At 61.2% G+C, this 23,232-nt stretch carries 22 protein-coding genes; 13 read left to right on the forward strand and 9 right to left on the reverse strand.

The window, feature by feature from the left end; translation table 11 throughout:
• The first annotated feature begins 10 nt into the window (after positions 1-10).
• A complete protein-coding gene (locus ACWR1S_RS05545) occupies positions 11-553 on the forward strand; it encodes a toxin-antitoxin system YwqK family antitoxin (RefSeq protein ID WP_454562730.1) in 543 nt (180 codons plus the stop codon).
• Positions 554-789: 236 nt separating this feature from the next.
• Here the strand turns inward: ACWR1S_RS05545 and ACWR1S_RS05550 are convergent, their stop codons facing one another.
• On the reverse strand, positions 790-1,185 hold the full coding sequence (locus ACWR1S_RS05550; RefSeq protein ID WP_007911072.1) for a DUF4280 domain-containing protein: 396 nt from the start codon (positions 1,183-1,185) through the stop codon (positions 790-792).
• A gap of 190 nt (positions 1,186-1,375) precedes the next feature.
• Between ACWR1S_RS05550 and ACWR1S_RS05555 the strand changes: the two genes are divergently transcribed.
• Positions 1,376-2,443, forward strand: coding sequence for a phosphotransferase family protein (locus ACWR1S_RS05555; protein WP_454562731.1), 1,068 nt, complete (start codon positions 1,376-1,378; stop codon positions 2,441-2,443).
• Positions 2,444-2,465: 22 nt separating this feature from the next.
• Positions 2,466-3,233, forward strand: a complete 768-nt coding sequence (locus ACWR1S_RS05560) for an SDR family oxidoreductase (protein ID WP_016985259.1) — start codon at positions 2,466-2,468, stop codon at positions 3,231-3,233.
• A 126-nt stretch (positions 3,234-3,359) separates the two neighbouring features.
• Here the strand turns inward: ACWR1S_RS05560 and ACWR1S_RS05565 are convergent, their stop codons facing one another.
• The 6 genes from ACWR1S_RS05565 to ACWR1S_RS05590 all read right to left on the reverse strand — a co-directional run bounded on the left by ACWR1S_RS05565 (position 3,360) and on the right by ACWR1S_RS05590 (position 10,526).
• Entirely contained in the window at positions 3,360-4,013 is a 654-nt protein-coding gene (locus ACWR1S_RS05565) for a trimeric intracellular cation channel family protein (protein WP_454562732.1), read from the reverse strand.
• An 852-nt stretch (positions 4,014-4,865) separates the two neighbouring features.
• Positions 4,866-5,123 (reverse strand): DUF1652 domain-containing protein, encoded by a 258-nt coding sequence (locus ACWR1S_RS05570; protein WP_454562733.1) that lies wholly within the window; start codon positions 5,121-5,123, stop codon positions 4,866-4,868.
• A 138-nt stretch (positions 5,124-5,261) separates the two neighbouring features.
• Positions 5,262-6,758 carry a helix-turn-helix transcriptional regulator gene (locus ACWR1S_RS05575; protein ID WP_454562734.1) on the reverse strand — a complete coding sequence of 499 codons (1,497 nt, stop codon included), beginning with the start codon at positions 6,756-6,758 and terminating at the stop codon, positions 5,262-5,264.
• A 190-nt stretch (positions 6,759-6,948) separates the two neighbouring features.
• Positions 6,949-7,842, reverse strand: coding sequence for a LysR substrate-binding domain-containing protein (locus tag ACWR1S_RS05580; RefSeq protein ID WP_454562735.1), 894 nt, complete (start codon positions 7,840-7,842; stop codon positions 6,949-6,951).
• A 6-nt stretch (positions 7,843-7,848) separates the two neighbouring features.
• Positions 7,849-10,062, reverse strand: a complete 2,214-nt coding sequence (locus ACWR1S_RS05585; protein WP_454562736.1) for a molybdopterin cofactor-binding domain-containing protein — start codon at positions 10,060-10,062, stop codon at positions 7,849-7,851.
• The gene (locus tag ACWR1S_RS05590) at positions 10,062-10,526 is read right to left on the reverse strand and encodes a (2Fe-2S)-binding protein (protein WP_454562737.1); all 465 of its coding nucleotides are present in this window, start codon (positions 10,524-10,526) and stop codon (positions 10,062-10,064) included. The genes ACWR1S_RS05585 and ACWR1S_RS05590 overlap by 1 nt, the downstream gene beginning before the upstream one ends.
• A 118-nt stretch (positions 10,527-10,644) precedes the next feature.
• Between ACWR1S_RS05590 and ACWR1S_RS05595 the strand changes: the two genes are divergently transcribed.
• The 9 genes from ACWR1S_RS05595 to ACWR1S_RS05635 all read left to right on the forward strand — a co-directional run bounded on the left by ACWR1S_RS05595 (position 10,645) and on the right by ACWR1S_RS05635 (position 20,624).
• On the forward strand, positions 10,645-11,550 hold the full coding sequence (locus tag ACWR1S_RS05595) for a LysR substrate-binding domain-containing protein (RefSeq protein ID WP_454562738.1): 906 nt from the start codon (positions 10,645-10,647) through the stop codon (positions 11,548-11,550).
• 406 nt (positions 11,551-11,956) lie between these two features.
• Positions 11,957-12,886: an amidohydrolase family protein gene (locus tag ACWR1S_RS05600; protein ID WP_397483904.1), complete on the forward strand. Its 930-nt coding sequence runs from the start codon at positions 11,957-11,959 to the stop codon at positions 12,884-12,886.
• Positions 12,887-12,890: 4 nt separating this feature from the next.
• Complete coding sequence (locus ACWR1S_RS05605) at positions 12,891-13,796, forward strand: amidohydrolase family protein (RefSeq protein ID WP_008081961.1); 906 nt, start codon at positions 12,891-12,893, stop codon at positions 13,794-13,796.
• A gap of 243 nt (positions 13,797-14,039) precedes the next feature.
• Positions 14,040-15,425, forward strand: a complete 1,386-nt coding sequence (locus ACWR1S_RS05610) for a UbiD family decarboxylase (RefSeq protein WP_454562739.1) — start codon at positions 14,040-14,042, stop codon at positions 15,423-15,425.
• The gene (locus ACWR1S_RS05615; protein WP_454562740.1) at positions 15,422-16,051 is read left to right on the forward strand and encodes a UbiX family flavin prenyltransferase; all 630 of its coding nucleotides are present in this window, start codon (positions 15,422-15,424) and stop codon (positions 16,049-16,051) included. Before ACWR1S_RS05610 ends, ACWR1S_RS05615 begins: the two co-directional genes overlap by 4 nt.
• Before the next feature lie 88 nt (positions 16,052-16,139).
• Entirely contained in the window at positions 16,140-17,195 is a 1,056-nt protein-coding gene (locus ACWR1S_RS05620) for a CobW family GTP-binding protein (RefSeq protein ID WP_454562741.1), read from the forward strand.
• Between the two features lie 251 nt (positions 17,196-17,446).
• A complete protein-coding gene (locus ACWR1S_RS05625; RefSeq protein ID WP_454562742.1) occupies positions 17,447-18,814 on the forward strand; it encodes a nucleobase:cation symporter-2 family protein in 1,368 nt (455 codons plus the stop codon).
• 13 nt (positions 18,815-18,827) lie between these two features.
• Entirely contained in the window at positions 18,828-20,216 is a 1,389-nt protein-coding gene (locus tag ACWR1S_RS05630) for an amidohydrolase family protein (RefSeq protein WP_454562743.1), read from the forward strand.
• Between the two features lie 216 nt (positions 20,217-20,432).
• The gene (locus ACWR1S_RS05635; protein WP_077572215.1) at positions 20,433-20,624 is read left to right on the forward strand and encodes a hypothetical protein; all 192 of its coding nucleotides are present in this window, start codon (positions 20,433-20,435) and stop codon (positions 20,622-20,624) included.
• A gap of 122 nt (positions 20,625-20,746) precedes the next feature.
• Here the strand turns inward: ACWR1S_RS05635 and ACWR1S_RS05640 are convergent, their stop codons facing one another.
• Both ACWR1S_RS05640 and ACWR1S_RS05645 read right to left on the reverse strand, forming a co-directional pair.
• A complete protein-coding gene (locus ACWR1S_RS05640) occupies positions 20,747-21,379 on the reverse strand; it encodes a Vgb family protein (protein WP_454562744.1) in 633 nt (210 codons plus the stop codon).
• A 31-nt stretch (positions 21,380-21,410) separates the two neighbouring features.
• Positions 21,411-22,622: a helix-turn-helix domain-containing protein gene (locus tag ACWR1S_RS05645; RefSeq protein WP_454562745.1), complete on the reverse strand. Its 1,212-nt coding sequence runs from the start codon at positions 22,620-22,622 to the stop codon at positions 21,411-21,413.
• A gap of 129 nt (positions 22,623-22,751) precedes the next feature.
• Between ACWR1S_RS05645 and ACWR1S_RS05650 the strand changes: the two genes are divergently transcribed.
• On the forward strand, positions 22,752-23,232 hold a 481-nt coding region (locus ACWR1S_RS05650; RefSeq protein ID WP_454562746.1), incomplete at its 3' end, for a contractile injection system protein, VgrG/Pvc8 family.

A 23,232-nucleotide genomic window follows, 5' to 3' on the forward strand; every position in this document is an offset into this window, starting at 1 on the left:
AGGAGAACCCATGGCGATCACACCACTGGATCTGCAGCAGGATGACACGCAACTCAAGGGACGTTTGCAGGACGGTCAGCTTGATGGCGCGTTGAACATCAAGGCTGACGGGCGCAAGCAGGCGGATCTGAATTACAGCCAGGGCGAGTTACAGGGCACGTCGCTGCTCTATCACCCCAACGGCAAGGTCTCGGCGCAAATGCCCTTTGTGCGCGACAAACTGCAGGGCGTTGCCAGTTTTTATGCGCCTGAAGGTTTTCTGCAGCGTAAAGCGACGTACCGGCGCGGGCTGCTGCACGGTGAGGCGTTCAATTACTTCCCCGACGGGCAGGTCGCAGAGGCCGAGTTTTATCGCGATGGTGTGCGGGAGGGGCGTTATCAGCGCTTTCATCCCAATGGCAAACCGGCGGTGGAGGCACGCTATGTGAACGGGCAATTGCTGGAGCCGGGGCAAGGGTTTGCCGAGGACGGGCGACCGCTGGGGGCGGATGGCAAACCGATTTCGCGGGTGCGCTGGTGGTATCGGCAGTGGGCGGATCCGCAGCAGGCCTGAGAACCTTGAAGAGTCCCTCACCCTAGCCTCTCCCAGAGGGAGAGGGCACCGATCGGGGGAGATTGGCGAGTTACGCCGACGTGAAAGACCTACTGTGAATCCATAATCGACTCGGTTCGATGCGCAGAGCTAATAATCGACTCGGTCGTTCAGGTCGATGTATCTCGATAGACACCTCGGTCGGCTCCCTCTCCCTCCGGGAGAGGGCTGGGGTGAGGGTTCAGCGGTTCAACGGTTCAGGGAATAAGCATCTGCATCTGCCCCGGCACCACAATCTTGATCACCCCCGCCCAGTTGCACATCAACGTCGAGTTGGCATCGATCGCCGGCATCCCGCCCAACAACAACGTCGGCGCCCCGCCCGGGATCCACGGCGTGGCCGTCGCCGGTATACACGGCATCGGCGTCAACACCCCCAGCGCGGCAGCAGTCGCGGCGGCGACCATCGGGTTAGCCATGCTCATGCACACACCGAACGGCAGGATATTGACCAGCGGGATGTGATCCATGATGTTCGCCGCCGGCATCCCGCCAGTCAGCGTGCGATTGACCGGCAACACGTTGAGCATCGACGGCGCGGCGCCGAAACTGCATTGCAACGTGGCCGTGGCACAGACTTGCGGACAGCCCATTTCAACGCTCCTTTTTGCCCATGGCATACCCGCTAAACCTTAGTCTGCCGCGGCCCTTCGCGCACATTCTCAAAGGTGATTATCCGGCAACACGCTAACCTATAAGACCGCACCGCGCTTGTGAGCAATCGGGCGCGCCATTAGATTAGCCAATGATGTCTGGCCTCCAAAATAAGCAGAAGGGATAAGCATGGCGCTTACTGACCAGTCCACCCGTATCCGCTCTGGCGAAGAACTCGATGCCAGCCTGATCGATCCGTACCTCAAAGCGCACATTCCGGGCCTGAGCGGCACACCTGCGATCAGCCAGTTTCCCGGCGGCGCGTCGAACCTGACCTACCTGCTGGAATACCCGGAACAGGAATTCGTCCTGCGCCGCCCGCCGTTTGGCCACAAGGCCAAATCCGCCCACGACATGGGCCGTGAATTCCGCATCCTCAATCAATTGCGTGACGGCTTCCCGTATTGCCCGAAAGCCTACGTGCATTGCACCGACGAATCGGTGATCGGCGCCGAGTTCTACGTCATGGAACGGGTCAACGGCATCATCCTGCGCTCGGAACTGCCGGCGGAACTGGGCCTCGATTCAGCGAAAACCGAAGCGCTGTGCAAGAGCTTCATCGACCGTTTCGTCGAACTGCACCGCGTCGACTACAACGCCTGCGGCCTCGGTGATCTGGGCAAACCGCAAGGCTACGTCGCCCGTCAGATCAAAGGCTGGAGCGAGCGTTATGAGAAGGCCCTGACGCCCGACGCGCCACACTGGGAAAAGGTCAAAGCCTGGCTCAACGACAAAATGCCCGCCGACCATCCAACGTCGAGCATCGTCCACAACGACTACCGCTTCGACAACGTCATCCTCGACCCACAAAATCCGATGCAGATCATTGGTGTTCTGGATTGGGAACTGACCACCCTCGGCGATCCGCTGATGGATCTGGGCAACACCCTCGCCTATTGGATTCAGGCCGATGACCCGGCACCGGTGCAACTGATGCGCCGCCAGCCGAGCCACGCGCCGGGCATGCTCACCCGCCGCGAGTTCGTTGATTACTACGCCGAACGCTCGGGCATCCAGATCGATAATTTCGATTTCTACTACACCTACGGCCTGTTCCGCCTGGCCGGCATCGTGCAGCAGATCTACTACCGCTTCTACCATGGCCAGACCCAGGACAAACGCTTCGCGCAGTTCATTCACATGAACAAACTGCTGGAGCAGATGAGCCTGCAGGTCATTGCGAAATCGAGCCTCTGACGGCCCACACCAAGGAACCCCTATGTCCAAGACTCAGTTGTTCGACCTCGACGGCAAAATCGCTTTCGTTTCCGGCGCCAGCCGTGGCATCGGCGAAGCCATCGCCAAACTGCTGGCCCAGCAAGGCGCCCACGTCATCGTCTCGAGCCGCAAACTCGACGGCTGCCAGCACGTCGCCGACGCGATCATCGCCGCCGGCGGCAAGGCAACAGCCGTGGCCTGCCACATTGGTGAGATGGAGCAGATTGCCCAGGTATTCGCCGGCATCAAGGAACAGTTCGGCCGCCTCGACATTCTGGTCAACAACGCCGCGACCAACCCGCAGTTCTGCAACGTACTGGACACCGATCTGAGCGCATTCCAGAAGACCGTCGACGTGAACATTCGCGGCTACTTCTTCATGTCGGTTGAGGCCGGCAAGCTGATGCGCGAAAACGGTGGTGGCAGCATCATCAACGTCGCGTCGATCAACGGTATTTCGCCAGGGATCTTCCAGGGCATCTACTCGGTGACCAAAGCGGCGGTGATCAACATGACCAAGGTCTTCGCCAAGGAATGCGCGCAGTTCGGCATCCGCTGCAACGCCCTGCTGCCGGGGCTGACCGACACCAAGTTCGCCTCGGCGCTGGTGAAGAATGATGCGATTCTCAAGCAAGCGTTGACGCAGATCCCGCTCAAGCGTGTGGCGGATCCGAGTGAAATGGCTGGCGCGGTGTTGTACCTGGCGAGCGATGCGTCGAGCTACACCACCGGCGTTGCGCTGAATGTGGACGGTGGATTTCTGTCCTGATTTAAACGGCAAATGATTAACCCTGTGGGAGCGAGCTTGCTCGCGAACGCGTAGTGTCAATCGACAATGATTTGGTTGACACACCGCATTCGCGAGCAAGCTCGCTCCCACAGATCACTGCTTGAATCAGGCATCGAGGACTTTCGGTAGTTGCCAGCCAAAATGCACCGACAGCAATCGCAGGATCAAACACGCCGCCCCGGCCAACAGCGCCGCCGCTACCGGCGAAACACCCAGCCTGCGCCCGATGATCAACACCGCCGCACCGACAAACGCCGAACTGGCATACAAATCCGCCTGCAACACCACGGGAATCCGCGCCAGCACAATGTCGCGAATCACCCCGCCACCGACGCCCGTGATCGTGCCCATCAGCATCGCCACAAACGGCGTGATGCCGAAATTCAACGCCTTCTGCGCACCCGCCACGGCAAACAGCGCCAGGCCCGCCGCATCCAGCACGATCAACGTTGAACCGGACCAGCCCAGCACCTGCTCATGAAAGACAAACGCCAGCCCGCCCATGACAAACGCCAACGCCGGATAGCGCCAATCGGCAACGGCATTGGGCGGCGTCGCACCAATCAGCAAGTCACGGGTAACCCCGCCGCCGAGCGCGACGATAAACGCAATCACCAGCACCCCGAGCAAGTCGAGTTGACTGCGCATCGCCGCAATGGCGCCTTCCACGGCAAACACCGCCGTACCGGCCAGGTCGGCGACCAGCACAATCCGCTCAACCCGAGACTTGCGCCCCGCCGACGCTACTGCGTGACGCAACGGGTGGTCGTGATGTGTCGAGTGACCTGCCCGTCGGCGTATACGTCACCGGCGACTTCAGTGTTCTCGAGCACCTGGCAAGTACGCTCCGGTGGCGGAGGTGGCGCAACCGGTGGAGGCGGCGGTGGACTGGCACAACCCGCCAGCAAAACGGCAAAAAAAACCAACGGCAACACGCGTTTCCCAAGATTGTTCATAGGACGACCCGCGATAAATGGAAGAGCCACTCCCGCAACCGAACCGACCACGGAAGACCTGACCACTCATTCTTTATAGCCGAGGCCCCTACAAGCGCCAGTGAATTGGCCGGATCGGGAGAAAGTGGCTGTCGATTTTGCGTTCGGATTCGAGAGGATTGGCAAATTGAAATGTGCTTTGCCAGACAAGGCCTCTTCGCGAGCAAGCTCGCTCCCACAGAACAGCCAAAGCAAAACAGCACAAATCGCGCATCGCTTGTGCTTCTCACCACTCAACAGGATGAGCGTTAGCTCGGCTGCAGCTCTTGATCTTGCCGTGCTGGCCCCTTCGGCAGGCTGAGTGGAGGGATTGATCCGGGGGTGGGAGCGCAGCGACCGTTTGGCGAAGCCAAACACAGCGAGAGGAGGTGCAGCGAAGCAAACCGTAGGCGCTGCCCCCGGATCGATCCCGGAACGAAGGAACCCCGAGCTTTAGCGAGTGGGCCGAACGCCGGGGCCCAGCCTTTTGGTTACTTTTTGGCGTTTGAAAAAGTGACCCGCTGTAAGAGCGGAACCGCCAGCCGCAACACCCGAAAAAACGGATATACACCCCAAACCCCAAGAGCATGGTCGGCCCAAAGGCCGCCAAGCCCAAAGGCCGCCAAGCCCAAAAGCCCTAAGCCAAATCCGGATCCCGAGACGAACGCAAAGAATTGCTCTCAAGCTCATACCGCAACTCGTCAATCAAAGCCTCAACCGACTCCGGCGTACGCAACACATCAAGCTTCAACCCACTGATCACCAGATCAACCTCACCCGACCCCGGGTGATACAGCTTCACGGTCAACGAATGATCACCATCGACCAGACACTCACACGCCAGCGGCGAAAAACTGCGCTCAAGCTGCGCGCGCAACTGCGCAAAATTCATCATTGCGGCTGTTCCTTTAACAACTTCGAAGGGACGCGACCACAAACCTCAAAAGGCTCGCACCGCACCCCACCAGACTAAGAACAGTCACCCGGCATCAACACATCAAATTGCACCATAAGCACTAGTGCATTTGCACCCCTATCGCTGCCCCTTGCCCTCCGCACCACCGGAAAACAAACCGCGCTCCCGCGCCCAGACAATCGCCTCACTGCGACTGTGCACATCGAGCTTGGAATACACCATCGCCACATGATTGCGCACCGTGTTCGGCGCCAGTTTCAGACGCGCCGCGATCTCCTTGTCCGCCAGCCCTTCACAGATCAACCCCAGCACATCACGCTCGCGCGCCGTCAGATCGGTGAACGACACGCTGGGCAATTGCGGCGAGTTGACCTTCTTCACATTGGCCAGCTTCTCGATCAGCGTGCGACTGAACCAGGAAGCATCCTTCATCACCTCTTCAATCGCCGCCACCAGCTCAAGCTCAGTGCGCTTGCGCTCGGTGATGTCCATCAACACCAGCAAATAACACGGCATGTCCTGAATATTCACGGTGTCGGCGGACAATGCGCACTCCAGCACATCGCCGTCCTTCCTGCGCACCTGCACGTCAACCCGATCAACCCGCCCGCTGTGCTCCAGGGCCGTCAGTAACCGTGCACGTGCCCCTTTGTCACTGACGAAGTCCAGTTGCGTCACGGTCTTGCCGAGCACGTCTTCGCTGTCATAGGCCAGGGTTTCGAGGAACGCCTGATTGACGTCGATCACCTGCTGCTCGTCGGCACTGCAAATCAGGATCGGCACCGGCGTCAGGCGAAAGGCCTTGGCAAAACGCTCCTCACTCTGACGCAGCGCCACCTCGGCCTTGTGCCGCAGCTCCATGTCGACAAAAGAAAACAGCATGCAATCCTCATCGTTGAGCGTCAGCGGCTGGCCGGCGACGATTACTTGCTTGCTGCTGCCATCGGGCAGACGCAGTTCGGCCTGCATCTGCGGGATGGTCGCGACGTCGCGCAGGCGCTGAATCGCCAGATCCCGGTGTTCGGCCTGCTCGAAAATGTCGATTTCATAAGAGGACGTGCCAATCACCTGTTCACGGGTGTACCCGGTCATTTCCAGAAACCCCGGATTGACCTTGATGTAACGCAGATCACTGAGCCGACAGATCACCGCCGGCGCCGGGTTGGCGTTGAACGTCCTTTCGAAGCGCTGCTCGGCGTTGGCCCAATCGGTGACGTCGCTCATGATCAGCACCAGCGACTCGGGCTGCCCTTCGCGGTCCGTGAGAATCATGCTGCGCACGCTGTGCACCCAGATGCGCTCCGGATCATCGGTCGGCGACACTTCGATCAGCACGTCATTGAAACTCTCACAGCGCGCCACCCGGCTGATCGGGTAGTTTTCGGCGCTGATCGAGTGATTATTGCGATAGCGCAGGTTGAATTTCTTGGCGTATTCGTCGGCGTTGTGGCCCAGATCGGTGATCCGGCTGACACCGTGCATGGACAGCGCGGCTTCGTTGGCCCAGAGAATGCTCTGATCCAGCTCCAACAGGATCACCCCATCGGACAGCCCGGCGATGATCTGCTGCAACTGACGGCGGTTGGTTTCGGTGGTCAGGACTTCCTGGCTCATTGGATCTCCACAAGTGATACGCCCATGTGAAGAGTACGACCTCAGCGCCCTCGGATCGTGCCGAACCAATAATTTGCGCAACACCACCTATCCCCTGTAGGAGTGAGCCTGCTCGCGATAGCGGTGTGTCAGTCAAGATATAAGCTAAATGACACACCGCTATCGCGAGCAGGCTCACTCCTACAGGGGTTCAGTGTTGGCTTGAGGTTTCGACCAACTCGCGCAACGTGTCGAGAAACAGCTTGAGCACCGGCGAAGCATCATCCGCGCGATAAGTGGCATACAACGGCACCTCCGGCAACGCCGGCGTCAACCGCCGAAACACCAACCCCGCCGGCGCCAATTGCTCGATGGACGCCGGCAATAGCGCCACACCAAACCCGGCGCGCACCAGGCTGAGCAAGGTCTGCACCTCGATCACCTGCTGGCGAATCTGCGGCGTGAACCCGGCCTGAATGCAGCACTGATAAAGGAAGTTGGCAAACCGCGACTGCTTCAACTCCAGCGCGACAAACGGCTCCTGCGCCAGATCCGCCGGGGCCAGCACCTCGCGCTGCGCCAGTGGGTGATCAGCCGGCATCACCACATGAATCGGCTCGTAGATCAGCAGTTCATTACGCAACAACGGGTCGTCATAACCCACGCGAAACACGCAGGCATCAATACGCTTCTCCTTCAACGCCTTGACCTGTGCCGCCGGGGTCATCTCGTGCAGCCGCCAGTTGACCTGCGGGTAGCGCTCACGAAACAGGTGCAAGGCCTTGGGCAGCACACCGACCATCACCGAACTGATCATGCCGATTTCCAGCTCGCCCAGTTGCCCGCGCCCGGTCTGCCGCGTGAGGTCCAGCGCCCGCTCGAGTTGCTCGAACACCAGCGGCGCCTGCTCCTTGAGCATCTGCCCCGCTGCGGTCAGCTCGACCCGATGATGGCTGCGTTCGAACAGCGGCGTGCCCAGTTCTTCCTCCAGCAAGCGAATCTGCTGGCTCAGTGGCGGCTGGCAGATATGCAAGCGCTCGGCGGCACGACCGAAATGCAGCTCATCGGCCAATGCCATGAAGTACCGCAGCAGACGCAGATCCATGGCGGCTTACCCCAGACTCAGCGGTGTCGAACGCTGGCGCACGCCGGTCAACGCAAACAGCGCGTTGGCGATGGCCGGCACCACTGACGGGCTGCCCAGCTCGCCGACGCCACCGGGTTTGCTCGGTTCACCGTCGAGTACGAGGATATCGGTGGCCGGCATGTCGGACATGCGCGTGACGCGGTAGTCGTGGAAATTACTCTGCACCACCCTGCCCTGTTTGATGTCGAGCCGGTCGAACAACGCATGGCCGAAACCCCACATCAGGCCGCCGTAGATCTGCTCTTCGACACCGCCCGGTGAGACCGCCAGACCGCAATCGACCACACAGGTGAGTTTCTCGACTTTCGGCTTGCCGTCGACCGTCGCCACCCGCGCAACCACGGCGATAAAACTGGTGTAACCCTGATTCGTAGCGATCCCCAGCGCCGTGCCGGGTGGCAGCGGCTTACCCCAACCGGCGCGCTCGGCAGCTTGCTTGAGCACCGCCACATGGCGAGGTCTTTCCTGCATGTTGGCGAGACGAAATTCCAGCGGATCAGCGCCTGCCGCATGAGCCAGCTCATCCATGAAGCTTTCCACGGCAAACACATTGGGGATGAAACTCACCGAACGATACCAACCGCTGGGCACGTTGCTTTCATGCTTGACCCAGTTCAGCTCCAGATGCGGCGGACGGTAGGCGAAGTCCCACGCGGTGATTGCCTCGGTGGTGCTGTAATCCATCTTGTCGGGGCGTTCGAAATAGCCCGGTTCCCACTGTTCCGGGGAGGCCGGCGACACCGCGTGTAGTTGCAGCGCGCTGAGTTTGCCTTGAGCGTCGAGCGCACCTTTGACCCGATGCAACGTCGCCGGATGATTGAACAGCGCGTGCATTTCATCTTCGCGGCTATTGAGCAATTTCACCGGCACGCCAGTTTTCTGCGCCATGTACGCGACCTCGAACAACCAGTATTTGGCCTCCCGCGCACCGAAGCTGCCGCCGGAGACCCACTCATGAATGGTCACGTTGGCCTTGTCGATCCCGCACACGGTTTGCGCCGCTTCCAGCGCCGAAGACGGCACCTGCACGCCGCCCCAATAGGTGATTGCCTTGTCCTTGACCTGCGCGGTGATGCAGATCGGTTCCAGCGGGTTTTGCACTTTGTAGGGCATGGTGTAATCGGCTTCGATCAGCTGCGCCGCACCCGCCCATTGCCCGGCGACATCACCGTGGGTCATGGCTTTGACGGTTTGTGCTGTTGGATCGCCGATCGCCTTGGCTTGCGCGCTGGCTAACTGCTCGCTGTCGAAGCCGGCCAGCGGTGAATCACTCCATTTGATCTCCAGCACTTTGCGCCCCTGCTGCGCGGCCCAAAAGGTATCCGCCAGCACGGCAACACCTTCCAGATTGCCGCCGAGCACGTCGGGACGTCCCGGAATCGCCAGCACTTTGCGCACGCCGGGCACCTGCAATGCAGCCGCCGAATCGACACTGAGCACTTTCGCGCCAACCACCGGCGCGCGCTGAATCACCGCCACCAGCATGTCCGGCAACTGCACGTCGATGCTGTACTTGAATCGCCCGCAGACCTTGGCCGCCGCATCGCGTTTGTGGCGCAGTTTGCCGATGTACTTGAACTGCGCCGGGTCTTTCAGCTTGACGTTGGTCGGCGCCGGCAGATTCGCCGCGACGCCGACCAGTTCGCCATAACCGAGGCTGCGTTTGCTGGCGCTGTGAACCACCCGGGCCTCTTCGGTGGTGCAACTGTCGGGGCTGACCTTCCACTGCTTCGCTGCCGCCGCAATCAATAGCGCCCGCGCCGTGGCACCGGCCATGCGCAAGCGATCGTATTCGAGGGAAACGCTGGTGCTGCCGCCAGTGGAAAACACCTTCCAGACCGGGTGAATGTAGGTCTCGAAAAACGGATCTTCCGGAGTGATGACCTGCACCGTCATCGGGTTGACGTCCAGCTCTTCAGCCACGCACGCGGCCAGTGCGGTTTGCGTACCGGTGCCGGAGTCGTGCTTGTGCACCACCAGCTTCACCGTACCGTCAGGGAAGATCCGCACCCAGGCATTCGGTTCGAACTCGTTAGCCGGCGCCATGGCTTTCGGGTCAGTGGCCGCCATGCCGCCCGGCAGATACAGGGCAATCGCCAGGCCTGAAGCCACCGTCGCCGCTTGCTTGAGAAAAACCCGGCGCGGCAGTTCGAGGCGAGTGTCGTCGATAAGGCTCATCACGCCTCCTTCGGCGCATTCGCCGCGCGTTTGATCGCTTTATTGATGCGCCCGTAGGTGCCACAGCGGCAGATATTCCCGGACATGGCATTGCGGATCGAATCATCGGTCACCGCCGCGCCAGTGTTAAGCAGCGCGGCGGCGGACATGATCTGCCCGGATTGACAGTAACCGCATTGCGGCACATCTTCGGCGATCCAGGCCAGTTGCAGCGGATGGTTTTCCGTCGCCGACAAGCCTTCGATGGTGGTGATGCTGTGGCCCGCGACGGCGGCCGCCGGCAACTGGCAGGAACGCACCGCGACACCGTCCAGGTGCACAGTACAGGCGCCGCACAGGCCCATGCCGCAACCGAACTTGGTGCCGGTGAGTTTCAGTTGATCACGCAGTACCCATAACAAGGGCATGGAGGAGGACGCTTCATCCAGCTCGCGTCGTTCGCCGTTAACCGTGAATGCAATCATTGTCAGGCTCCAAAAGAGCGGCCCGTCTTTGTGCGGGCCTGGTGACCGATTATTGGAACCCTGAGCCACACGCGGCCAGCGACGATTTCTGCCAACCGCTGTAAGCAGGACTAACAACATGTACAAGCGATACCCGTCGGTGCAGTCCATGAGCGCGTTTATCCACGCGGCGCGCAGCGGCAGTTTCTCCAGCGCTGCACGCAAACTTGATCTGACCCACAGCGCGATCAGCCAGCAGATTCGTGCGCTGGAAGATTTCATTGGCCAGCCGCTGTTCGTGCGTGAAGGTGGCGGCAGCAATCTGACTGATGCCGGGCAGTTGTTTGCCAGTGTGTTGTCGGATGGTCTGGCGCAGATTGACCGGGCGATCTCCTCAGTGAAAAACCGCAGCGTGGCGCAGCGTTTGACCCTGGATGTGGACAGCGAACTGGCGCAGAGCTGGCTCAATCCGCGCTTGCCGCAGTTGCTCGATGGGCTGCCGGATTACGAGGTGACGTTGCTGTCGATGCCGCGCAGTGATCGCAGCACGTTTGAGCGGGTCGATCTGGCGTTGCGCTATGGCTATGGCGATTGGGACGACTGCGAGATGACGCAGATTTGTGGCGATCGGGTGTTGGCGGTGGCTTCGCCAGCGTTGCTGGACCGGTATGGGTTGCAGGTGCCGTTGAGCCCGGCGCAGATTTTGGCGTTGCCGTTGTTGGGGTATACGCGGCGCTCGTGGATTCCGTGGCTGGATGCGGCCGGAATGACACCGACCGAACCGCCGGCGCGGGTGATTTTTGATAATGCGGCGAATTTGATTGCGGCTGCCGAGGCTGGCGTTGGCGCGGGGTTGGTGCGTGGATTGTTGGCGGCTGATGCGCTGCGCAGTGGGCGGTTGGTGGTGTTGAACGAGGCGCAGATTGCCGCGCATTACAACCTCTACGCGGTGTGGCCGCATGGGCAGGCTGAGCGTGTGGCGCCGGTGGTTGAAATCATCAAACAGTTGGCTTTGTGTACGCTTGAAATCCAGCCCTCACCCTAACCCTCCCGAAACGTCGGACCGCCCAGAGGTAGAGGGGACCGACCGTGGGATATTGACGAATTACGCCGACTTGAGAGATCAGCTTTGAATCCATAATCGACTCGGTCTTTCAGGTCGATGCATCGCGAAAAACACCTCGGTCGGCCCCCTCTCCCTCAGGGAGAGGGCTGGGGTGAGGGTAGCTTTTGACCTGCCCATATCGAACGCATATCACCACCCCGCCCAATTAATATTGTACGAACCCAACCCCGCCTTCCAATACTCGCCCTCAGCAGCCACCCACCCGGGCCGGATGCGAACAGGCGAGGGAATGCGCGAGTCTTGCGCATAGAAACGGCCGATTGCCCGGGACGTGGATGCCGAGAGCCGCAAGGCTCCCTTCCCCGCTATCAGGAGATCGACTGCAATGATCATCGATATCAGCTGCTATCCCACGGATCTCGTGGACCTCGCCTGGAGGCATGACGGTGACCCGTTCACCGGCGAGCGTCTGCTGGAGATGATGGATGGCCCGTACATGGTCAACGGCAAGCCGCGCCGCATTGACAAAGCCTTCATCCAGCCGCCGCAAGGCAACACGATTTACACCTGGACCGACGGCGACCTGACCGGCCGTGAATCCATCGACGCCTACATGGCCTACACCCTGAAAATGGTCCAGACCTACCCGGATCGTTTCATCGGCTGCTTCGTCTACAACCCGCGCTGCGGCGTGGAAAACGGCGTCGAGGCGATCGAGCGCTACGTCAAGGAACACGGTTTCGGCATGGTGCAGATGCAGGCCAACATGCACGCCTACCGTCCTGACCGTGCGCTCGACTGGGTGCGCCCGTGCTTCGAGAAATGCGCCGAACTGGGCATCCCGGTCAAGCTGCACACCGGCGACGGGCCTTACAGCATCCCGTCGGAATGGGTGCCGATGATCAAGGAATTCCCCAACGTCAATTTCATCATGGCCCACTTCGGTGTGCAGACCGGCGGCGTCTACGTGTTCGAACCGATGCAATGGGCGATGGAATTGCCCAACGTCTACTGCGAGTCAGGCTGGTGCCTGCAATCGCGGATCGTCGAGTTCGCCAAGGTCTTGCCGACGCACAAGATCCTCTTCGGCACCGACACGCCGCCGAACGAACCGGGCATGTGGCTGCGCCTGCTCGAAGTGCTCTGCCACGAGCCGCCACAAGGCCTGAACCTCGACGAAGACACCCTCGAAGACTACTTGGGCAACAACACCGCGCGGATGATCGGCCTCAAGCCAACCCCGCCACCGCGTTCCGTTTCCGAAGCAGAGGCGCAACTCAAGCGCCCCGTCACCACCCAACTGGCCAGGAGCTGAACCGATGATTATCGACACCCATCTGCACCCCACCAACCTGGTCGACGAGGCCTGGCGCCACACCGGCGAACCGTTCACCGGCGAGCGCATGCTCAAGTTGATGGACGGCCCGTACATGATCAACGGCAAACCACGCCGCATCGACATGGGTTTCATCCAGCCGCCACCGGGCAACACCGGTTATCGCGACGGCAACCGCCGGGGTCGCGAAGGCGTGCGCGATTACATGTCGTACATCGCCGAACTGTGCATGAAGTACCCGGATCGCTTCATCGGCAACTTCAACTTCAACCCGCGCTGGGGACCGGAAAACGGTGCGGCGGAGCTGGAATTCCACATCAAGGAATACGGCTTCAAGATGCTCAAACTGCACGCCAACATGCACGGCTATCGCCCGGATCGTGCACTCGACTGGTTGCGTCCGGCGATGAAGGTTTGCGCCAAGTACAACATCGTTGTGCTGATCCACACTGGCGACGGCCCGTACACGATTCCAACGATGTTCTACCCGATCATCCGCGAGTTCCCGATGGTCAATTTCATCATCGGCCACTTCGGTATTCAGACCGGTGGCAACTACTCGTTCGAAGCGTTCTGGATGGCGATGGACACGCCGAACGTGTACTGCGAATCGGGCTGGTGCTTCCAGTCGCGGATCGTCGAATTCGCCAAGGAACTGCCGCGCAACAAGATCGTGTTCGGCACGGATTCGCCACCGAACGAACCGGGGATGTGGCTGAGGGAACTGGAGGTGTTGTGCTCACCGGCACCGCAGGGGTTGGGGATTGATGAGGATCATCTCGAGGACTACCTGGGCAACAACATCGCCCGGTTGTGCGGGATCGAACCGACGCCACCGCCCAAAGACCTGGCCGAGGCCGACATACGCCTGACCACCACCTACCTGTAGCGATACACATAACCTGTGGGAGCGAGCTTGCTCGCGAATGCGGTGTGCCATTCAACAACGATGGTGACGGAACCAATGCCTTCGCGAGCAAGCTCGCTCCCACAGGGTTCGTTGCCAGGATTTAAAAGCACAGCGACTTTACAGGCACGAAGATGACCCGGCGTTCGTTCGTCCGGCAGGCCAACGGCTGGCCGTTTGAACGCCCTCTCACCCCTGCGTGCCTGCTTTTTACGAGGTGACACCATGACCCGTTCGACGCTCGGCGATTCTCAGGACTTTCACGTGTTCATCGACGCCTATCGCCGTGAGTACCCGGACGATGTGCTGACTGTTACCCAAGCGATTTCCGCCGATCAGGACGTCACCGCCCTGGTCGATGCCCTCGCCGCCCAAGGCCGCGATCCACTGCTGATCTGCGAAAACGTCGGCAACCTCCGCGTGCCGGTGGCGACCAATCTGTTCGCCTCGCGAACCCGCATCGCCCGGCTGTTCGGCGTAACGCCGGCGCAACTGCACGAAACCTTTCAAACCCGCGCCAACCAACCCATCGCACCGCGTTATGTAGAAAGCGGCCCGATCCTCGATGAAGTCTTCGAAGGCGAAGCGCTGGATCTGGCGCTGCTGCCAATGCTCAAGCATTTCGACAGCGATCGCGGCCCGTACATCACCAACGCGATCATTGTTGCCGAAGACCCGCTGACCGGCATCGCCAACATGAGCTATCACCGCTCGATGCGCCACGCCCGCCAGGCCCTCGCCACCAGCCTGCACTCACGCGGTCACCTGTGGCGGATGCTGCAAACCGCGCGCGAACGTGGTGAAGAATTGCGTGTGGCGATGGTGGTGGGCGCGCATCCGCTGTTCATGCTCGCCGCCGCCGCGCGTTTGCCTTATGGCGCCGATGAACGCGCCGTGGCTGGCGGCCTGTTCGGCGCGCCGCTGGAGCTGGTGAAAACCCCGCGCTACGGCATCGGCGTGCCGGCGTTCGCCGAGTTCGTGCTGGAAGGTGCCATCGACCCGGCGGCCTACGCCGAGGAAGGCCCGTTCGGTGAATTCAGCGGTTACTCCTCGGATCGTTCGACCAACAATGTGCTGCGTGTCGACACCCTGTTAAAGCGCAAAGACGCCTGGCTGGTCGACGTCATGGGCGGGCGCTACGCCGAGCATCTGACCCTCGCCCGCCTGCCCCGCGAAGCCGAGATGAGTGAAAAGCTCAAGGCACGTTTCCCCGCCGTGACCGCTGTGCATTACCCCAATTCCGGCACGCACTTTCACTGCTACGTCGCGCTGGATCAGAGCCGCGATGGCGAGGCGCGGCAGATCATGCTGGCGCTGCTCGGCTGGGATCCGTACCTGAAAACCGTGATCGCGGTGGACAGCGATATCGACATCAGCGATGACAGCCAGGTGTTGTGGGCGCTGGCCACGCATTTCCAGCCGCATCTGGATATTTTCACCATCGATGGCTTGCCGGGCAGCCCGCTCGATCCTTCGTCCTCGGTCAACGGCACCACGTCGCGGATGGGCCTGGATGCGACTCGCGGTTCCGGGTTTGACGGGATCAAGGCGCGGCTCGATCAGGAAGTTCTGGAGCGCGCGCGGAGTTTGCTCAAAGGGCTTGAATCGTGAACCGGCAACGGCTGGTGGTCGGCATCAGCGGTGCGTCCGGCTTCATCTATGGCGTACGCCTTTTGCAATTGCTCGCTGAACTGGATATCGAAAGCCACCTGATCATCAGCCGCGCCGCGCTGCTGACCATGGCCCACGAGACCGACTACAAACTCGCTGACGTCACTGCGCTGGCCAGTCATTACCACCGCGCCGATGACGTCGCCGCCGGGATCGCAAGCGGTTCGTTTCGTTGTCTGGGGATGGTGGTTGCGCCGTGTTCGATGAGGACGCTGGCGGAGATTGCCACTGGCACTTCCTCGGGACTGATCGGCCGCGCCGCCGACGTCACCCTCAAGGAGCGCCGCACGCTGGTGTTGATGGCCCGCGAAACCCCGCTGACCCTCGCCCACCTGCGCAACATGACCGCCGTCACCGAGATGGGCGGGATCATCGCCCCGCCAGTGCCGGCCTTCTACGCCCGCCCGGAGAACCTCGCGCAAATGGTCGACCACAGCCTCGGCCGCGTGCTCGACCTGTTCGGCCTCGATGCCGGCGTCGCTCGCCGATGGCAAGAACACCAAGAACCCTGTGGGAGCGAGCTTGCTCGCGAAAGCGGTGGAACAGTCGCCATCACTGCTGAATGACACACCGCCTTCGCGAGCAAGCTCGCTCCCACAATAAAGCAGCATCACCCGAATTCAGTGTGCACCGGTCAATCAAAGGAGCCTCACCATGAACACCCCATTCAACGCCCCAACCCGCAACACCAAAATCCCCGTGACCATCCTCACCGGTTTCCTCGGTGCCGGTAAAACCACCCTGCTCAATTACATCCTCAAGGAAAACCACGGCCGCAAAATCGCCGTGATCGAAAACGAATTCGGTGAAGTCGGCATCGACGGCGACCTCGTCCTCAGTTCCGAGACCGAAGAAATCTACGAAATGGTCAACGGCTGCGTGTGCTGCACCGCCGAAGTTCGCGAGGACCTGGTGCGCATCGTTCGCGAACTGGTCGCGCGCCCGGTGCGGCTTGATCACATCCTTATCGAGACCAGTGGCCTCGCCGATCCGTACCCGGTGGCGCAGAGCTTTTTCATCAATGACCCGATTGCCGAGGAAGTCGAACTCGACGCCATCGTGACCATGGTCGACGCCAAGCACATCGCCCAGCATCTGGAGGACTTGCAACTGGATGGCGTCGATAACCAAGCGGTGGATCAGATTGTCTGCGCCGACCGGATCGTCATCAACAAGGTCGATCTGGTCAGCACTGAAGAAGTGGAAACCCTGCGCGGCAAGATCCGTGGCTTGAACGCCACGGCGGATCTGGTGACCTCGACCCATGCGCAAATCGACCTGACGAAAATCCTTGGCATCGGCGCGTTCGAATGCACGCAGAAGCTGATGGAAATCGGCGCGGATCAGCACGATCACCACGACCATGAGCATCACGCTGAGCACTCTATTGAAGAGCAGGACCACCAACACGATCCAAGCGTGTCATCGGTGGGTATCGCCGTGGACGGCGCGGTCAACCTGATGGCGTTCCACCGCTGGATCAGCGAGCTGCGCTCCTCCCAGGCCGACAACCTGTACCGCATGAAAGGCGTGCTGGCGGTGGCCAACGAAGACCAGCGCTACGTGCTGCAAGGCGTGCACAGTCTGGTGGAATTTCGCGCCTCGACCGCGTGGGGCACGGAGCCCCGCTCGAGCAAGATCGTGTTCATCGGCCGCGACCTGGACCGCGCGGCACTGAACCAGGGCTTCGCCGCCTGCCTGGCAGGCTGAAACAAGGCATCGAAGCCGGTGGATGGCGGCTTCGCAGCACGAATGACTGATGTTCGCCACTTGGGGCTGCACAAATCCCTGTGGGAGCGAGCTTGCTCGCGAAGAGGCCGTCACATTCAACCTCTCAGTTGACTGACATATCGCCTTCGCGAGCAAGCTCGCTCCCACAGGGTTCCACTGCGTCCTTGAGCTAATCGGCATCAGACGAATACCCCTCTCTACCGCATAAAAACAGCCAGAGGTGTTTCCCCATGTCGTCAGCCACATCCCCATCAAAAACCGCATCCACCGTGCACCCCGTCGACCGGATTTTGCCGGTGCGACAGATGCTCACCCTCGGCCTGCAACACATGGCCGTCTCGTACATCGGCGCCATCGCCGTGCCGTTGATTGTCGCCAGTGCTCTGAAAATGTCCCACGCCGACACGGTGGTGCTGATCAGCACCACGCTGTTCTGCTCTGGCATCGCCACGCTTTTGCAAACTGTCGGCTTCTGGAAATTCGGCGTGCGCCTGCCGATCCTGCAAGGCGTGGCGTTCAGCAGCGTCGGCCCGGTGATCGCCATCGGCAGCAACCCGGAGGTTGGGTTCGCCGGGGTCTGCGGGGCGGTGATCGGCGCGGGGATTTTCACCATGCTGATGGCGCCTTTCGTCGGTCGATTGCGGCGATTTTTTCCGCCCGTGGTGACCGGCTGCATCGTCACCGTGATCGGTTTGCAGCTGTTCCCGATTGCCTATGAATGGGTCGGTGGCGGGCGCAACGCGAGCAACTTCGGCGCCCCGGCGTTCCTCGGTGTGGCGGTGGTGGTGTTGCTGACGATTCTGCTGGTCAACCGTTATGGCAGCCCGCTGCTGCGCAACATGGCAGTGTTGATCGGCATGCTGATCGGCGCCGGTCTGGCCTACGGTCTGGGCATGGGCAGTTTTCACAGCGTCGAAGAAGCGCCATGGCTGACCGTGCCCTACCCGTTCTACTTCGGTTTGCCGACCTTCAGCCTGATCCCCATCGCGACCATGGTCGTGGTGATGATCGTGCAGATGGTCGAGTCGATGGGCCTGTTCGTGGCCATCGGCGATATCGTCGAAAAACCGGTGGAAGACAAACAGGTGATCAACGGCCTGCGCGCCAATGGCCTGGCCAGCACCATCGCCGGCATGTTCGCCGCGTTTCCGTTTATCGCCTTCATGGAAAACGTCGGCCTGGTGATTCTTACCGGCGTGCGCAGCCGTTGGGTGGTCGCGGTCAGCGGCTTGCTGATGTGCTCGATTGCCTTGGTGCCGAAGGCCGGCGCGATCATCGCTTCGATGCCGACCGCCGCCCTCGGTGGTGCCGGCATCGCCATGTTCGGCGTGGTGGCGGCGGCGGGCATTCAGACCCTCGCCAAGGTCGATTACGAACGCAACCGTTACAACGTGCTGATCGTCGGCTTCACCATCGCCGCCGCGCTGGTGCCGGTGCTCGCGCCAACCTTGTTCAAACAACTCCCCGAGTGGTCGCAGCCGTTCCTGCACAGCAGCGTGGTTATCGCTTGCCTGGTGTCGGTGCTGCTCAACGCCGCGCTGAATGGCGTCAGCGTGGCGCAAACCACCGCCAGCAAATCCGCCTCGCACATCCTTTAGTTTGGAGCTGCCCATGACTCAACTTCAGAACATCCTGATCAAGCATCCGGTCGCGGTGATGACCGGCCTGCGCGGCCCTCGCGCGCGGGCCGGGGCCGTGGACATCCGCGTGGTCAACGGTCGCATCGCCGAAATGGCCGCGAACCTTGAACCACAACCCGGCGAACGGCTGATCGACGCGCGCAACTGCGTGGTCTATCCCGGCTGGATCAACACCCACCATCACCTGTTCCAGAACCTGCTCAAAGCCGTGCCCGCAGGTCTGAATCAGGATCTGCAAGGCTGGCTGGCGAGCGTGCCCTACCCGCGCCTCAACCGTTTTACCCCGCAACTGGCGCGCATCGCCGCGCGTCTGGGCATGGTCGAATTGCTGCTGTCCGGCGTCACCACCTGCGCCGATCACCATTATCTCTACCACGCTCACGGCAGCACCGAGACCGGTGACTTACTGTTCGATATGGCCCATGAATTTGGCCTGCGATTCGTGCTCTGTCGTGGTGGCGCGCTGGAGTCGGCGAGCGCGCACCCGGGCTTCTCGAAAACCGCGCTGCAACCGGAAAGCCTCGAGCAAATGGTCGGCGATATCGAGCGGCTGAAATCGCTTTACCACCAGGACAAACCGGATGCGATGCGCCGCGTCGTCGTCGCCCCGACCACGCCAACCTTTTCGCTGCCGCCCACCCTGCTGCGCGAACTCGCCCACACCGCGCGCGGCCTCGGCTTGCGCCTGCACACGCACTTGTCGGAAACGCAGAACTACGTGAATTTCTGCCGCGAAAAATACAACTGCCTGCCGGTGGAATTCGTCGCCGAACACGAGTGGCTCGGCCCCGACGTCTGGTTTGCCCACGCCGTGCACCTGCAACCAGGCGAAATTCGCATGCTCGCGCAGACCGGTACTGGCATCTCCCACTGCCCGGTAAGCAACGCCCGGCTGGGCAGCGGCGTGGCGCCGGTGCCGCAGATGTACGAAGCCGGCGTACCGATTTCCCTGGGCGTGGATGGTGTGGCCTCCAATGAGTCCGGAAGCATGGTCGGCGAGGCCAACACCGCGTGGCTGATCCACCGCGCCGAACAAGGCGCCTCGGCGACCACGGCGGAAGATGTCATTCACTGGGGCACCGCGGGTGGCGCGCAGGTGCTTGGCCTCGGCGCCGTTGGCACACTTGAAGTCGGTCAGGCGGCGGATCTGGTGATCTACAGCCTCGACCATCCACGGTTCTATGGCTTCCACGACAGTGCCGTTGCACCGGTGGTGGCGGGTGAACCGATCACGGTGAAATACAGCCTGGTGGGCGGCAGGATCGTAGTCGACAACGGCGTGATTCCGGGTCTGGATATCGAACGCATGCGCGCCGAGGCGTGGGAAGGCGTCCAACAACTGATGAACGTCGACGACTGATTTCCAATTCACCACAACTTCAATGTGGGAGCGAGCCTGCTCGCGAAGGCATACTGTCAGCCACTGCAACATTGACTGATCCAACGCTTTCGCGAGCAGGCTCGCTCCCACATAAAGCCGTCGCATTCGCGACTTCCGGCTTTGTCGACTAACGTTAATACCTCATCGGATTGAGCCCCTGCCCGCAACACCGGGCTCTTGATCAAGGAGAGACTGATGACGTCGCGTCGCAACATCGAACAGACCTACCGCACCTGGTCCAGCCCGATTCTGCTGGAGCTGAAAAAACGTGAACACCAAATGGCGCCGGTCGAGCGTCAGGCACTTGAGAATGTTTTGCTGGAAAGGAGGTTGCTGGACATCGGCGGCCCTGAGGGTATTGAACGTCGTCGAAACAGCGGTGCCTGACACTGCGCTTTCGCGAGCAGGCTCGCTCCCACAGGGTTTGGGGTTGCTCACAACATTTGTGTTCATCCGCAATCACTGTGGGAGCGAGCCTGCTCGCGAAGAGGCCGGTGCAGACACCTTGATCATTGAGGCCGACGCACCGCCCTCACCCGCCCACTGTCGCCGCCACCGCAATAGAAACGATCCGCACCGTCCGCCTCCAGCCCGGAGACACCTTGTCCCTCGGGCATCTTCAGCGACTCGATAACCTTTCCGTCCTGCGGATCGATCCGCCGCAGTTCACTCTCATCCCCCTCCCAAGTGCCATGCCACAAGGCACCATCTACCCAGGTCACCCCAGTGACAAAACGGTTCGACTGCAGCGTGCGCAGGATCTCGCCGGTCTGCGGATCGACCTGATGAATCTTGCGCTCGCGATACTGGCCTACCCATAACGAGCCGTCCGCCCAGGCCATGCCTGAGTCACCACCATTGCCCGGTGCCGGAATTGTATGCAGAACGCGGCCGCTGGCCGGGTCAATCTTGTGAATGTGGCGGTCGGCAATCTGGTAAAGATGCTGGCCGTCGAAAGCGGTCCCGCCATCAGCGCCAACCTTGATCGTGCGCACGGTTTCGCCAGTGGCCGGATCCAGTGCGTTGAGTTGACCGTCGCTGGCAAACCAGACCTGCTGGCCATCGAATGTCACGCCGTGAATGCCCTTGATGTCGTCAAAAGGACCGTACTCGCGAAGGACTTCTGCATTTGCTTGTTTCATGGCAACTTCCTCGTGGATGTGTGGGTCCAGCCTAGCCATTGCCCAGCGACACCGGGAGTAACAAGATCGTCGCGAAACCCGGCAGCGGCGGCGTCATCCAGCGCCGCGCCCGGCCGACACCGAACGCCTGCACTTTGTCCGCCTGCGCCAGAGCCTCCAATGCGCGTTGCACCTGGCGCTGGCTGTTGCCCAACGCCAGTGCCAACGCCGAACTCGACCAGGCCTCGCCGTCGGCGAGCAAGGCCAGCAACGCCGCGTATTTGTCCTCGACCGGCAGCGTCAGCAATGCCACATCTGTGGCCACCAGCGCAAAGCCCCTCGGCGTTGCGGCGATATTCACCAGCGGCTTCAGTGCCGCACGCAATCGGCCAATTTCGACCCGCAGGCGAGCACGGTGCGATTCATCCGTGAGGGGAAAACCAAAGGCTGTGGCGAACAGCGTTTCGCGCGCCACATCGGCCGGCCAGGCTTGCGCGAGTAATCGAGCGAGATTGAACAGCACCGGCCGCGTGGCCAGCGCCACCGTCATGCCGGCACCGCGCACGCTATAGCGGCAAGCGTCGACGATCAGTGTCGACGAGTTGAACAACACTTCAACCTGAGCCAGATTCACCAGTTTCGCCTGACCGGTAACGATCAACCGCGCTGCCGGCGCGGCGAGCATGTGCCTGGCGTGATCGACCTCGGCGCTCAGTGCGGCGATCCCGGCCTGTTGCGCCGCAACCTGCGCCCGAGCCAGCGCCGCACTGGCGGTGTGTGCCTGGACTCGACGCACGGCAATCCCGGCAGCGATCAGCTCATGGGCGGTTCGCAGCGCCGGCGGCAGCGGCGCCGGATCAATTTCACCCAGCAACGTTTCGGCCTCATCCAGTTCGCCGATCAACAGCAACCGACGAATCTGCAAATAGCGCGCGTGCGCCGCATTCCCCCCGTCACCGTGCGCCTGCAACACCTGGCGCGCCGCCTCCAGCGCCTTCACCGGCCAGCCCAGATCTCGCGCCGCCAGCGCGACCTCGGCCTCGGCGACCACGCAGCGCGCCCGCGACAGCGGTTCATTGCTGCCGAACGCCTTTATCGCCCGTTGCAGCAACGCCTTGGCGCGGGGCAGATCACCGAGCTGAGCCATGGCAATTGCGCGCAGGGCCAGCGCTGGCGGGTCATCACGCAGAGCAACGTAGTTCAACGCGCCTAGCGGGTCACCAGCAGACAGCGCGCGGCCGGCGGCGTTGATCAGCGAATCCATGGCTCGTCCGTCCTCGATGGCTGAATCGTGAGCTGAGTCTGATCGCTGATTATGGCGCGTTTGGACGCTTGATCGGCTGTTTCAGTTGTTGCAACATCGGCACAGCTTTTCCAATGGATGGAGTCGAGCATGCTGGATGCAAACGCTAGCCACATTACCTTCACTGTCGAAGGCGCCAACGCCGACCTGCAAGTGTTTAGCTTTGTTGGTCGTGAAGCCATCAACCAACCGTTCCGTTTCGACCTTGAACTCGTCAGCGCGCGCCCCGACCTCAAACTCGAAGAGCTGCTGCACAAGCCCGGCGTCCTGACTTTCGGCCCGACCGGCGAAGGCAAGATCCACGGTCTGGTCTATCGCATCGAGCAAGGCGACTCCGGCAAGACCCTGACCCGTTACAGCCTCAGCCTGGTGCCACAACTGGCCTACCTGCGGCACAACCATGATCAGCAGATCTTCCAGCAACTGACCGTGCCGAAGATCATCGCCCAGGTGCTGGAAGATCGCGGCATTCTCGCCGACGCCTACAGCTTCCAGCTCAACGCCGAATACCCGGAACGCGACTACTGCGTGCAGTACGACGAATCCGACCTGCATTTCATCCAGCGCCTGT

The organism is Pseudomonas sp. AIG (assembly GCF_977020205.1).

Coding starts and splice junctions, on each gene's coding strand:
- ACWR1S_RS05545 (WP_454562730.1), top strand. CDS start 11: ATGGCGATCACACCACTGGATCTGCAGCAGGATGACACGCAACTCAAG.
- ACWR1S_RS05550 (WP_007911072.1), bottom strand. CDS start 1,185: ATGGGCTGTCCGCAAGTCTGTGCCACGGCCACGTTGCAATGCAGTTTC.
- ACWR1S_RS05555 (WP_454562731.1), top strand. CDS start 1,376: ATGGCGCTTACTGACCAGTCCACCCGTATCCGCTCTGGCGAAGAACTC.
- ACWR1S_RS05560 (WP_016985259.1), top strand. CDS start 2,466: ATGTCCAAGACTCAGTTGTTCGACCTCGACGGCAAAATCGCTTTCGTT.
- ACWR1S_RS05570 (WP_454562733.1), bottom strand. CDS start 5,123: ATGATGAATTTTGCGCAGTTGCGCGCGCAGCTTGAGCGCAGTTTTTCG.
- ACWR1S_RS05575 (WP_454562734.1), bottom strand. CDS start 6,758: ATGAGCCAGGAAGTCCTGACCACCGAAACCAACCGCCGTCAGTTGCAG.
- ACWR1S_RS05580 (WP_454562735.1), bottom strand. CDS start 7,842: ATGGATCTGCGTCTGCTGCGGTACTTCATGGCATTGGCCGATGAGCTG.
- ACWR1S_RS05585 (WP_454562736.1), bottom strand. CDS start 10,062: ATGAGCCTTATCGACGACACTCGCCTCGAACTGCCGCGCCGGGTTTTT.
- ACWR1S_RS05590 (WP_454562737.1), bottom strand. CDS start 10,526: ATGATTGCATTCACGGTTAACGGCGAACGACGCGAGCTGGATGAAGCG.
- ACWR1S_RS05595 (WP_454562738.1), top strand. CDS start 10,645: ATGTACAAGCGATACCCGTCGGTGCAGTCCATGAGCGCGTTTATCCAC.
- ACWR1S_RS05600 (WP_397483904.1), top strand. CDS start 11,957: ATGATCATCGATATCAGCTGCTATCCCACGGATCTCGTGGACCTCGCC.
- ACWR1S_RS05605 (WP_008081961.1), top strand. CDS start 12,891: ATGATTATCGACACCCATCTGCACCCCACCAACCTGGTCGACGAGGCC.
- ACWR1S_RS05610 (WP_454562739.1), top strand. CDS start 14,040: ATGACCCGTTCGACGCTCGGCGATTCTCAGGACTTTCACGTGTTCATC.
- ACWR1S_RS05620 (WP_454562741.1), top strand. CDS start 16,140: ATGAACACCCCATTCAACGCCCCAACCCGCAACACCAAAATCCCCGTG.
- ACWR1S_RS05625 (WP_454562742.1), top strand. CDS start 17,447: ATGTCGTCAGCCACATCCCCATCAAAAACCGCATCCACCGTGCACCCC.
- ACWR1S_RS05630 (WP_454562743.1), top strand. CDS start 18,828: ATGACTCAACTTCAGAACATCCTGATCAAGCATCCGGTCGCGGTGATG.
- ACWR1S_RS05635 (WP_077572215.1), top strand. CDS start 20,433: ATGACGTCGCGTCGCAACATCGAACAGACCTACCGCACCTGGTCCAGC.
- ACWR1S_RS05640 (WP_454562744.1), bottom strand. CDS start 21,379: ATGAAACAAGCAAATGCAGAAGTCCTTCGCGAGTACGGTCCTTTTGAC.
- ACWR1S_RS05645 (WP_454562745.1), bottom strand. CDS start 22,622: ATGGATTCGCTGATCAACGCCGCCGGCCGCGCGCTGTCTGCTGGTGAC.